3 protein-coding genes are annotated in these 13605 nt (G+C 70.0%); all 3 read right to left on the reverse strand.

Going from position 1 to position 13605, the window contains the following annotated elements:
- Nucleotides 1-11: 11 nt before the first annotated feature.
- The 3 genes from ACFQ9K_RS10080 to ACFQ9K_RS10090 are packed head-to-tail and all read right to left on the reverse strand — an operon-like array spanning nucleotide 12 to nucleotide 13600.
- Complete coding sequence (locus ACFQ9K_RS10080) at nucleotides 12-2369, reverse strand: type I polyketide synthase (RefSeq protein ID WP_378983060.1); 2358 nt, start codon at nucleotides 2367-2369, stop codon at nucleotides 12-14.
- A gap of 24 nt (nucleotides 2370-2393) precedes the next feature.
- Nucleotides 2394-8003 carry an SDR family NAD(P)-dependent oxidoreductase gene (locus tag ACFQ9K_RS10085; protein WP_378983063.1) on the reverse strand — a complete coding sequence of 1870 codons (5610 nt, stop codon included), beginning with the start codon at nucleotides 8001-8003 and terminating at the stop codon, nucleotides 2394-2396.
- 23 nt (nucleotides 8004-8026) lie between these two features.
- Nucleotides 8027-13600 carry an SDR family NAD(P)-dependent oxidoreductase gene (locus ACFQ9K_RS10090; protein ID WP_378717654.1) on the reverse strand — a complete coding sequence of 1858 codons (5574 nt, stop codon included), beginning with the start codon at nucleotides 13598-13600 and terminating at the stop codon, nucleotides 8027-8029.
- Nucleotides 13601-13605 lie beyond the last annotated feature (5 nt).

The raw sequence follows: 13605 nt of genomic DNA on the forward strand, positions 1-13605 counted from the left end.
CTAACCGACACTCAGCCCGCCGGTTCCGCGGCCACCGCACCGACGTCACCGATCCAGTACGTGCGACGCTGGAACGCGTAGGTCGGCAGGTCGACGGTGCGGGCGGCGCGTCCGGCGAACGTCGCGCTCCAGTCCACGCGGGCACCCCGAATCCACAGGCGGGCAATCGATTCCAGCAGCCCGCGCACCTCCGATACACCTTGCGGCCGGGTCGGGATCACGGTTGCGCCTGCCGCACCGACGGTTTCGCGGATGGTCTCCGACAGCCCTTCACCCGGACCGAATTCCAGGAAGGTGGTCACCCCGGCGTCGAGCAGCGCGGAGACCCGGTCGTCGAGGGCGCCGTCGTCCGCCGGACGCATCGTGACCGCATCCGGCAGCGGCAGCGCGCCGGTCACATGGTCGGCGGTGAACTGGTCCTGGGCCTGCCCGACAACGAAATCCGGGCGTACACCCCACGACTCCAGCAGTCGGTACAGCGCGACCTGTCCGGCCAGCAGTGCGGCGAACTCCGCTCCGGCGCAACCACTCTCGCCGAACATCAGGTCGCGCAACGGGCGGTCCAGTCGCGGATCGAAGTGCGCGCACACCTCGTCGAGGGCCTTGGCGAATGCCGGGAACGCGGCATACAGGTCCCGTCCCATCCGCTGACTTCCCTTGCCGGGCAGCAATATCGCAGTCCCGCCGCGGCCGACCGTGCGCGCCTCGAGCACCGGTCCGCCGTCGACGATCGCCGCCAACCCGTCCAGCAGTTCGGCGCGGGTTTCGCCGACCACCACCGCCCGCCGGTCGAACGTCGTCCGCGTGGCGGCCAGTGAGTACCCGACATCGACCGGGCTGAATTCGTGCTCGTCCGCCAGCATCTCCGCCAACCGCACCGCCTGACCCCGCAGTGCCGCATCGGTTTTCGCCGACAGCACCCACGGAACAACGCTCGGGGCGGCATCGCCGGGTTCGTGCTCCGGCTGCGCCGGCTGCTCCAGGATCAGGTGCAGGTTGGTACCACTGACACCGAACGACGACACTCCGGCGCGCCGCGGCCTACCCGCATCCGGCCACGGCCGTGCCTCGGTCGCCAGTCGCACGTTGCCCGCCGACCAGTCGGCGTGCGGCGTCGGTTCGTCCACGTGCAGGGTCGGCGGCACCACGCCGTGCCGCATCGCCTGCACCATCTTGATCAATCCGGCGGCGCCGCCGGCCAGTTGGGTGTGGCCCATGTTCGACTTGATCGTCCCCAGCCACAACGGATTTCCGTCCGGCCGATGCCGCCCGTAGGTAGCCAGCAGGGCTTGCGCCTCGATCGAATCCCCCATGGGGGTGCCGGTTCCGTGCCCCTCGACCACGTCGACCTCGGCCGCGACCACCCCGGCGTCGGCGAGCGCGTCCTTGATCGCTCGCTGCTGCGAAGAACCCTTCGGCGCCATCAGATTCGGCGAAGCGCCGTCCTGAGTCACCGCCGAGCCGCGGACGACGGCGAGCACCGGGTGGCCGTTGCGGCGCGCGTCCGAGAGTCGTTCGACGAGCACCAACCCGGCGCCTTCCCCGAATCCGATCCCGTCGGCCGCCGCCGCGAACGACTTGCACCGGCCGTAATGCGACAAACCCTGGTTCCGGGAAAACAGCGCGAACTGCATCGGTGTCGACATCACCGTCACCCCGCCCGCCAACGCCAGCGAACATTCCCCGGACCGCAACGCGGACATCGCCTGATGCAACGCCACCAGGGACGACGAGCACGCGGTATCGAGGGTGACCGCCGGCCCCTCCAGCCCGAGCAGATAGGCGACCCGACCGGAAGCGTAGGAACTCATATTGCCGGTCATCCAGAACAATTCGGCATCGTCGAATCGGGTATAGGCGGCCCAGCCCTCGGGCGAGAAAATACCGTACCGCTGATCGTTGGCCCCGACGAAAACGCCGGTCGCGCTCCCCCGCAGCGTCACCGGGTCGATCCGGGCCCGCTCGATCGCCTCCCACGCGCACTCGAGCACCAGGCGCTGCTGCGGGTCCATGGCCAGCGCCTCGCGCCGGCCGATGCCGAAGAAATCGGCGTCGAATTCGCCGGGATGATCGAGAAAACCGCCGTCGCGGACGTAGGTGGTACCGGATTTGGCCGGGTCGGCGTCGTAGATGAGATCGAGGTTCCAGCCGCGGTTCGTCGGAAAGCCGGAGATCAGATCGCGGCCCTGCGCCACCGCGGTCCACAGGTCTTCCGGTGATTCGATTCCGCCCGGATACCGGCAGGCCATTCCGATGATCGCGATCGGCTCGGAAACCTTGGACTCCAGTTCCCGCAGCCGCTGCCGGGTCTTCTGCAGATCCAGCGCCGCCTTCTTCAGATACGCGCGCAGTTCGTCTTCGTTCGCCATCGGCGGCGGCAGCCTCTCGGTGGGTCAGGCGCGACTGGCCGGCCGCGATTTGTCCAGGAAATCGAACAGTTCGTCGTCCTCGGCGGCGTCGACATCGGCGATCGCGCGTCCCGCCGCGACCTCTCCGTGCAGCGATCTGACGATGTCGTTGAGCCGGATCGCCAGCACGCTGCGATCGGTGTGGGCGAGGGCGACCGTCGCACAGCTCGCCGCGAGCGCGTCGACCTGTTCGAGGATGCGCGCCGCGGGATTGTCCGCCGGCGCGATCTCCTGGCCGAGGTAGCGAGCGAGCTCGACGGCGTTCGGGTAATCGAAAACGATGGTGGTGGACAGCTGCACGCCGGTCGCGGATTGCAGCCGGTTGCGGAACTCGATCGCGCCGAGCGAGTCGAAACCCAGGTCCATGAACGGGGTATCGGCGGGCACGGCATCGCTGGACGCGTGGCCGAGCACCGCGGCGGCGTGGGTGCGGATGGCGTCGAGGACGATTCGTTCCTGCTCCGCCCTGCCCAGCCCGACCAGGCTTGCCACCAGCTTCGACGATTCCGCGGTGCCGCCGTCGGCGACCCGGCGCGACGCCCGCAGCAGTCCGCGCAGCAGCGGTGGCAACGCGTCGACATCGCCGCCCTGTTTACGCAGTGCGCCCAGATCGATCCGCGCGGGCACCGTGAGCGCCCGGCCCGCGGCCAGTGCGGCATCGAACAGGGCCATGCCGTCGTCGTCGGAGATCGGACTGAATCCGCTGCGGCGCATGCGTTCCCGGTCCGCGTCCTGGAGGTGCCCGGTCATGCCGGTGGCTCGTTCCCACAGCCCCCAGGCCATGGCGGTGGCGGGCAGGCCGAGCACGCGGCGGTGCTGTGCCAAGGCGTCGAGCACCGCGTTGGCCGCCGCATAGTTGGCCTGCCCCGGGGTTCCGAGCGATCCGGCGACCGACGAGTACAGAACGAATGCCGTCAGCGGCAGTCCGCGCGTGGCCTCGTGCAGATGCCACGCGGCATCGACCTTGGGGCCGAACACGGTCGCCACCGACTCCGGGGTCTGCGCGGTGAACAGCGCGTCGTCGAGGACACCGGCGACATGGATTACCGCGGTCAACGGATGTGCGGTGCCGATACCACCGATCAGCCGTCCCACCGCCGCGCGATCGGTCACGTCGCACGAGACGACCGCTACGTCGGCTCCCGCCTCCGTCAGTTCCGCCACCAGTTCCGCGGCGCCCGGCGCCTCGATGCCGCGGCGACTGCTCAGCACCAGATGCCGAATACCATGGGCGGCAACGAGATGCCGCGCCAGCACGCCGCCGAGGCCGCCCGTGCCGCCGGTGACGAGCACCGTCCCGTCCGGGTCGAATCGCTCGGTTCGGCTGTGCTCGAGCGCATCCGGGCGGTCGAGCTCGACGCGAATCAACCGCGGCGCGTGCGCGACCCCGGCCCGGATCGCCAGCTGCGATTCCGAACCCGTCGCTGCCGCGAGCACCGCGTCCCGGTAGCGGTCCGGATCATCGACGTCGACAAGCGTGATGCGGCCGGGGTTTTCGTTCTGTGCGGTGCGCAACAGCCCCCACACCGCCGCACCCGCGAAGTCGGTGACATCATCCGCGCCGCCGGTCCCGACCGCGCCCGAGGTGACAACCACGATCCGGGGCGCCGCCGGGGCGGCCAGCAATGCCTGTATCTGTCCGAGCGTCTCGGTCGCTCCGGCGCGAATCCGCTCCGGCACAGTGGAGTCCGCGCCGCTCGCGACCGCCGTGCAGCGCCGGACCACCACGAACTCGCGGCCGGCGATCACCGCCCGCTCCGGCGCGGCCGCCGACCCGTTCGAAGAACCGTTGCCGTGCACCGCGTCCGACGCGATCCACTCGGCCTCCGATCGCGCCGGATCGGGTACCGGAACCCAGTCCACCCCGAACAGCGCGTCGTCGACCACCGAGGGCTGCGCCGCGCCCAGAGCCGCCAGCGCCACCGCACGGGTGGTCAGCGCGGCAACATGCGCGACGAGGGCGCCGGTCGGATCGGCCAGGGTCAGCTCGATCGAATCCGTTCCCGTGGCGCGCAACCGCACCCGCAGCGAGGACGCGCCGACCGCGTGCAGCGATACGCCCTCCCAGGAGAACGGCAACCGCACCTCTCCGGTATCCGGCCCGGCCGCGGCGTCGGCGGTCACGATCAGCGCGTGCAGGGTGGCATCGAGCAATGCCGGGTGCACGCCGAACTTCTCGGCTTCCGCGCGCGCCTGCTCGGGCAGCTCGACCTCGGCGAAGATCGAATCTCCTTGTCGCCACATCGCTTTCAGGCCGCGGAAGACCGGTCCGTAGGAATAACCCAGCTCCGCCATGCCCGGGTAGACGTCCCCCAGCCGCACGGCCACCGCATCGACCGGCGGCCATACCGCGAAATCGGCTGGGTCCGCGTCCGGAGCCGGCCGCGCGTCGTCCGCGCGCAGCACGCCCGTCGCGTGACAGACCCACGCCGCACCCACCGCGTCGTCACCGAGGATCTGCGGCCGCGAGTACACCGCCACCGACCGTTCCCCGGAATCCACTACGCCGCCCGCGACGACCTGCAACTCGATCGCGCCCGCCTCGGGCAGCATCACCGGCGCGTGCAGGATGAGTTCACCCAGCACGGGTGTCTCGACCAATTCACCTATATGCAAGGCCAATTCGACCAATGCGGCACCCGGCAGCAAGGCCACACCACCGACTCGGTGCTCGCCGAGCCACGGCCGTGCCCGCACCGACAACAAACCCGACAGCAGCAGGCCGTCGCCCTGCGCGAGGCTCACCATCGCGCCCAGCAGTGGATGCCCCGCCGACGCCAGCCCCGCGGCGGTGACGTTCGCGCCGCCGGTCGCGTCGAGCCAATAGTGGGCGCGGTCGAACGCGTAGGTGGGCAGATCGATGCGCCGCGCGTTCGTTCCGGCGAACACCGCCCGCCAATCGACTTGTCCGCCAGCGGTATACAGCTCGGCCAGCCCGGAGATCAGCGCCGAGTCGGCATCGCCCTTCGATCGTGACGTCCCGGCCAGCACGACGGTCCCGTGCTCGAGCTCCTGCTCGAGCACGCCCTGCGCCGAAACCGTCAGCGCCGCACCGGGGCCGACCTCCAGGAAACTCCGAACCCCGGCGGCGCGAGCCCACGCCAGACCATCGGCGAACCGAACCGGTTCCCGCACGTGCCGCACCCAGTATTCCGGCGAGCACAGCTGCTCGGTGGTCGCCAGCTCGCCGGTCACGTTCGACACGACCCCGATCCGCGGTTCCCGATAGGTCAGTCCCTCGCACACCTGCGTGAAGTCGGCGAGCATCGCGTCCATCCGCGGCGAATGGAACGCATGACTGACCCGGAGCCGCTTCGACCGCGCCCCGGTGCCTTCCAGCATCGCCGCCACCTCCGCGACCGCCGCCTCGTCACCGGAGATGACCACCGACTCGGGCCCGTTCACCGCCGCCACGCTCACCCGGCGGCCGAGCCCGCGCAGCAACGCGTTGACCTCGTCGACCTGGGCGGTGACCGAGACCATCGCGCCGCCGGAAGGCAGTGCCTGCATCAACCGGCCCCGAGCGGCCACCAGGGCACACGCGTCCGGCAACGACCAGACACCGGCCACATAGGCGGCGGTGACCTCGCCGATCGAATGGCCGAGCACCAGATCCGGTGCCAGGCCCCATGATTCCAGCAGCCGATACAGCGCCACCTCGACCACGAACAGCGCCGCCTGGGTATAGGCGGTCTGATCCAGTAGACCCGCCTCGGCCGACTCCGGCTCGGCAAAGATCACCGCGCGCAACGGGTGCTCGAACTGCCCGTCGAATCCCGCGCAGGCCTCGTCGAACGCCGTCGCGAAAACCGGGTAGGCCGAGTGCAACCCGCGGCCCATTCCCGCCCGCTGCGAACCCTGGCCCGGAAACATGAAGACCGACTTCGTCTCCGCGTCCGCATCCGGATCGGCCCGCCCGCGCACCACCGTGGGCGCCTCCCGTTCCTCGGCCAAAACCCCTAGGCCGGCGACCAATTCGGCCATGTCCCGTCCCGAGACCACCGCACGATGGTCGAACACCGTCCGCGACACCACCAGCGAATAGCCCACGTCCACCGGATCCAGATCCGGATGCCGTCGCACGAACGCCAGCAGCTTCGCCGCCTGCGCGGCCAGCCCATTCGCCGTCTTCGCCGTGACGATCCACGGAATCACCGGCAGCACAGCCGGATCCGATGACTCGACGGCCTCCTCCGCCGGGGGCTCCTCGATGATCACGTGCGAATTGGTGCCGCTGATCCCGAACGAGGACACCCCGGCCCGGCGCGGCCGGGCGCGCCGAGGCCACGGCTGTGCCTCGGTGAGCAGCCGCACGTCGCCCACCGACCAGTCCACATGCGGGGTAGGCGCATCGACGTGCAGTGTCGGCGGCATCTCCTCGTGCCGCATCGCCTCGACCACCTTGATCACCCCGGCCACTCCGGCGGCCGCCTGCGTATGCCCCATGTTCGATTTGATCGTGCCCAGCCACAGCGGCCTGCCCTCGGGCCTGCTCATGCCATAGGTGGCCTGCACCGCCTGCGCCTCGATCGGATCGCCCAATACCGTTGCGGTGCCGTGTGCTTCGACCATATCCACGTCGGCGGCGGGCACCCCGGCATTGGCCAGTGCCTGCTTGATCACCCGCTGCTGCGATCCGCCGTTCGGCGCGGACAGCCCATTCGACGCACCGTCCTGGTTGACCGCCGAACCGCGCATCAGCGCCAGAATCCGGTGCCCGTGGCGGCGCGCGTCCGCGGCCCGCTCCAACAGGAGCATGCCGACGCCCTCGCTCCAGATGGTCCCGTCGGCGGCGGCCGCGAACGATTTGCACCGCCCATCCGGTGCCAGCGCCCGCTGCAGCGAGAATCCGACGAACGGGATCGGTGACGCCATCACCGTGACTCCGCCGGCGAGGGCGAGCGCGCATTCCCCCGAACGCAGCGATTGGGCCGCCTGGTGCAACGCGACCAGCGACGACGAGCACGCCGTATCCAAGGTCACCGCCGGTCCCTGCAGACCCAGCGCATACGCCACTCGCCCCGACGCGACACTGGCCTCCTGTCCCGTCATCAGGAACGGCAGCACACCGTCCAGATCGTCACGGTCCACCTCCGCGGTGGTCGGTCCGTAATAGTCCGACATCATCCCCAGAAAGACGCCGGTATCGCTGCCCCGCAGAGTCTGCGGATCAATGCCCGAATACTCGATCGCCTCCCACGCCGATTCCAGCGCCGTCCGCTGCCGCGGATCCATCGCCACCGCCTCGTGCGGGCTTATTCCGAAAAAGCCCGCGTCGAACTCGGTCGCGTCGTGTACGAAGCCGCCGTTGCGGACATAGGACTTTCCCTCCCGGCCGGGGTGGTCCGGATCGAACAGATTCGCGACATCCCAGCCGCGATCGGTCGGCCACTCCGAAATCAGGTCTCGGCCCGCCGATATCGCCGTCCAGAGCTCCTCCGGTGAGCTGATCCCGCCCGGATAGCGGCAGGCCATGCCGATGATCGCGATCGGCTCGGACACCCTGGACTCCAGCGCACGCAACCGCTGCCGCGTCTTGTGCAGGTCCGCCGCCGCCTTCTTCAGATAGGTACGCAGCTCGGCTTCATTCGCCATCGGGGATAACCTCCGCAATCGGTTCAGCCACCGGAATCGACCAGCGGATCCGGTTGATCAATGAATTCGAAGATCGCGTCGTCGTCGGCCGCGCCGAAGTCCTCGGCGGCGGCGTCCGACACGTGCATCTGGTCGCGGAGTCCGCGCAGGATTTCGTCCATCCGGGCGGCCAGCGCGCCGAGTTCGGCCGGTTCGAGATCCACCGAGGAGCAGGCGGCGGCAAGGGTGGCGACCTGTTCCAGGAGCCGGGCCGCGGGGTCGTCCACCGGTGCGATCTCGGCGCAGATATAGCGGGCGAATTCGAGCGGATTCGGATAGTCGAAAACCACGGTCGTCGGCAGCTTCACGCCGGTCGCCGATTGCAGCCGATTGCGGAACTCGACCGCGCCCAGCGAATCGAAACCCAGCTCCAGGAAGGGCGCGTCGGCGGGAACCGCCCTGCTGGACTCGTGGCCCAATACCGCCGCCGCATGGGCACGAACGGTCTCCAGGACCACCCGCTCCTGCTCGACCCTGGTCAGCCCGATCAGGCTCGTCACCAGTTTCGCCGAATCCGCCGAGCCGCCGTCGGCCACCCGGCGCGCGGACCGCAGCAGGCCGCGCAGCAGCGGGGGCAGGTCCGCGGAGTCCGCGCCCGACCGGCGAATAGCACCGACATCGATGCGGGCCGGAGCGATCAGCGCGTGGCCCGAACCGAGCGCGGCATCGAACAATGCCCGGCCGTCCGCGTCGGAGATCGGCACGAATCCGCTGCGGCGCATGCGTTCTCGGTCGGTCGCTTGGAGACCGCCGGTGATGCCGGTCGCGCGCTCCCACAGCCCCCAGGCCATCGCGGTGGCGGGCAGGCCCTGGGCGCGGCGATGCTGCGCCAGCGCGTCCAGCACCGCGTTCGCCGCGGCGTAGTTGCCCTGGCCGGGCGAACCGAGCAGACCCGCGACGGAGGAGTACAGGACGAACGCGGCCAACGGCAGCTCCCGGGTCGCGTCATGCAGGTGCCATGCGCCAACGGCCTTGGGGCCCAGCACCTTCGCCACCGATTCCGGGGTCTGCGCGGTGAACAGGGCGTCGTCCACCACACCGGCGGTATGGACTATCGCGGTCAATGGATGTTGCGGATCGATGCCTGCGATCAAGTCGTCGACCGCGGATCGATCGGCTACATCGCAATCCACGACGTCGACGGACGCCCCCGCCTCCGACAGTTCGGCCACCAATTCCGGTGCGCCGTCGGCCGAGCGGCCGCGCCGACTGGTCAGTATCAAGTGCCGAACGCCGTGCGCCGCAACGAGATGCCGGGCCAGCAGCCCACCGAGCCCACCCGTACCGCCGGTCACCAGTACCGATCCCTCGGGATCGAACACCGCGCTGCCGTCCCGCTCCGGTGCGTCGGCTCTCCGGCGGGCGAGTCGCGGGGCGTGCGGTACACCGCGTCGAATCGCGAGTTGCGATTCCGGCCCGGCCGCTATCGCGGTGGCGATCGCAGCTCGGTACGCATCCGGCTCGTCGACGTCGACAAGCATGATGCGGCCGGGGTTTTCGTTCTGCGCGCTACGCAGCAGACCCCAGACCGCCGCGCCGGCCACATCGGTCGGATCCTCGGTGTTGTCGATGCCGACCGCGCCACGGGTGACCACGATGATCGTTTCCGGACCGGCGAGCAGCTCCTGCGTCCGGGCCAAGGCGTCTGTCACCTCGGTGCGAATGTGCTCTGGCATCGCCGAATCCGAGGTACCGGCGAACCTGCGCAGTACCACGTACTCTCGGTCGCCCACCACGCAGCGCAGCAGGCTCGCCATCGATCCGTTCGCAGATCCGTTGCCGTGCAGTGCTTTCGGCACGGACCAACTGATCATCGGCGTCGGCCGATCCGGTTGGGGCAGCGGCACCCAGTCCACCCCGAACAGCGCCTCGTCGACCACGGAGCGACTCGCGGCACCGAGCGCGGCCATCGACACCGCCCGCGTGGTCAGCGAGGCGACGTGCGCGACCGGCCCACCGGCGGCGTCGGCGAGGGTCAAGGCGATCGAATCCGGCCCTGCCGCGTGCAGGCGCACCCGCAGCGAGGAAGCACCGACCGCGTGCAGCGACACCCCTTCCCACGCGAACGGCAGCCGCACCTCGCCCGCCTCCCAGCCGCCTTCGGCGACCGCGGTGGCGATCATGGCGTGCAGCGCGGCGTCGAGTAGCGCCGGGTGCACACCGAACTTCTCGGCCGCACCGCGCGCGGGCTCCGGCAGGGCCACCTCGGCGAAGATCGAATCACCTCGACGCCACACTGCCGCCAATCCCTGGAACACCGGGCCGTATTGGTACCCGAGACCCGCGAGATCCGCATACACATCGCCGAGTTCGAGGGCTACGGCTCCCTCCGGCGGCCAGGACACGAAGTCGCCCAGGTCCGGTACGGCACCGGTGCCCGCGAGGTCATCGGCGCGCAGCACTCCGGCCGCGTGCCGCACCCATGCCGTGTCGCCGGCGCCCGGCGCCCGCGAATGCACCGACACCGCCCGATCGCCGGATTCCCGCAGCATGCCCGCGATGACCTGCACCTCGACGGCGCCCGAATCCGGAATCACCAACGGCGACTGGAGTATCAGCTCGCCGAGTACCGGCGACTCCACCAATTCGCCTATATGCAAGGCCAATTCGACGAACGCGGTGCCGGGCAGCAGCACCTTCCCGCCCACCCGATGATCCGAAAGCCAGGGATGCGACTGCACCGAGAGCCGGCCCGAGAGAACCAGGCCACCGTCCTCGGCGAGGGACAGCCGCGCGCCGAGCAACGGATGTTCCGAAGCCTGGAGTCCGGCGGCGGACAGGTTCACGCCGTCCGATCGGTCGAGCCAGAAGTACTTGCGGTCGAACGCATACGTCGGCAGGTCCACCCGCCGCGCCTGGCTGCCTGCGAACACGGACGCCCAATCCACGTGCGTCCCAGCGGCATACACACCGGCCAGCCCGCACAGCAGCGCGATGTCCGCATCGGTTCGCGCCCGCGACGTCCCCTGCACCACGGCCGAACCCGGCGCGAGGCCGCCCTGCGCCGAGACGGTCAGCGCGGCACCGGGACCCACCTCGAGGAAGCAGCGCACCTCGCCCTTCGACTGCGCCCACCCCAGCGCCTCGGCGAACCGCACCGGCTCCCGCACATGCCGCACCCAATACCCCGGCGAGCACAGCTCGTCGGCGTCGGCCAGCTCACCGGTCAGGTTCGAGACCACACCGATCCGCGGCGGCCGATAGGTCAAGCCAGCACAGACCCGCTCGAAGTCGGCCAGCATCGGGTCCATCAGCGGCGAATGGAACGCGTGGCTCACCCGAAGCCGCCGCGACCGCGCGCCACCGGCCGCCAGCGCCGCCACCACCTGCTCGACTTGCGCCTCGGCACCGGAGACGACCACCGATTCGGGTCCGTTCACCGCCGCCACGCCGACCCGATCCTCGAACCCGCGCAGCGCCGCCGCCACCTGGTCGACGCCGGCGGTCACCGTCACCATCGCGCCGCCGGGCGGGAGCGCCTGCATCAACCGGCCCCTGGCGGCCACCAGTGCGCACGCGTCCGCCAACGACCAGACCCCCGCCACATAGGCGGCGGTCACCTCGCCGATCGAATGGCCAAGCACCAGATCGGGTACCACGCCCCATGATTCGAGGAGCCGGCACAGCGCGACCTCCATGACGAACAACGCGGCCTGGGTGTAGGCGGTCTGATCCAGCAATCCGGCCTCCGCCGACTCCGGCTCGGCGAAGATCACCGTCCGCAGCGGCACCTCGAACGCGCCGTCGAACCCCTGGCACAGCTCATCGAACGCCGACGCGAAAGCCGGGAAGGCCGAACCCAATCCGCGCGCCATCCCCACCCGCTGCGAGCCCTGCCCCGGGAACATGAACGCCGTCTTCGCCCCGGTTCCGGCGACCCCCCGCACCACGGTCGGCGAAACATCCTCCCCCGCCAGCAGTGCCAACCCGGCCGTCAGATCCGCGCGCGAGCGCCCGACCACGACCGCCCGGTGATCGAAGGCGACCCGGGTCGATACCAGCGAATAGCCGACGTTCACCGGATCGACGTCCGGGTTACGCTCCAGATAGGCGAGCAGTTTCGCCGCCTGCCCGGTCAGCGCCCGTTCGCTCTTCGCCGACAGCACCCAGGGAACCACCGCCGGCCCAACGGGTTCGGCGCCGACGGCATCCGGATCCGGTGGCGCCTCCTCGACGATCACGTGCGAGTTCGTGCCGCTGATCCCGAACGAGGAGATCGCCGCGCGGCGCGGCCGTTCGCCGCGCGGCCACGGCTGCGCCTCGGTCAGCAGCCGCACATTTCCCACCGACCAATCCACGTGCGGCGTCGGCTCGTCCACGTGCAGGGTCGGCGGCGCGACCTCGTGGCGCATCGCCTCCACCATCTTGATCAACCCGGCCACCCCCGCCGCCGCCTGGGTGTGACCCATATTCGATTTGATCGTCCCCATCCACACCGGACGCTCGTCCGGCCGATGCTGTCCGTAGGTCGCCAGCAGCGCCTGCGCCTCGATCGGGTCGCCCAATACCGTTGCGGTGCCATGCGCTTCGATCACATCGATGTCGGCGGCGGACAGGTCCGCGTTCGCCAGCGCCTGCCGGATCACCCGCTGCTGCGACAAACCGTTCGGCGCGGCAAGACCGTTCGACGCGCCGTCCTGATTCACCGCGGTGCCCCGGATCAAGCCGAGCACCCGGTGCCCGTTGCGCCGCGCCTGGGACAGCCGCTCCAGCATCAGCATGCCGACGCCCTCGCTGAACCCGGTGCCGTCCGCGGCGGCCGCGAACGACTTGCACCGCCCGTCCGGCGCCAGCGCCTTCTGCGCGGAGAACCCGACGAAGATCTCCGCGGTCGTGGCCACCGTCACCCCGCCGGCCAGGGCGAGCGAGCACTCCCCCAGCCGAAGCGACTGCACCGCTTGATGGATCGCGGCGAACGAGGACGAGCATGCCGTATCGATGGAGACCGCGGGCCCCTGCAAACCCAGGGCGTAGGCCACCCGCCCGGAGGCGACGCTGGGGGTCAGCCCGGTGACCAGGAACGGCACGGCGTCGGCGTCCTTGTGGTTGGCGTCGCCGTTCATGGTGGGCCCGTAGTCGGCGGAGATGATGCCGAGGAACACGCCGGTGTCGCTCTCGGCCAACGCCGCCGGATCCAGGCCCGCGTGTTCGATGGCCTCCCAGGCCGATTCGAGCACCACCCGCTGCTGCGGATCCATCGCCAGCGCCTCGCGCGGACTGATGCCGAAGAACGCGGCATCGAATTCCCCGGCGTCGTGCACGAACCCGCCGACCCGGACGTAGGACTTCCCGTTCTTGCCCGGCTCGTCCGGTTCGTAGAGCGCCTCGACGTCCCAGCCGCGATCGGTCGGCCAGCCCGAGATCAGGTCGCGGCCTTCCGATATGGCCGTCCAGAGATCGTCGGGCGATGCGATGCCGCCGGGATAGCGACAGGCCATGCCGATGATCGCGATCGGCTCGGACACCCTGGACTCCAGCTCACGCAACCGCTGCCGCGTCTTCTGGAGATTCAGGGTGGCTTTCTTCAGATAGGTACGAAGCTCGGCTTCATTCGCCATCGGGG

This window comes from Nocardia sp. NPDC056564 (genome assembly GCF_042793755.1).
Taxonomy (GTDB): domain Bacteria; phylum Actinomycetota; class Actinomycetes; order Mycobacteriales; family Mycobacteriaceae; genus Nocardia.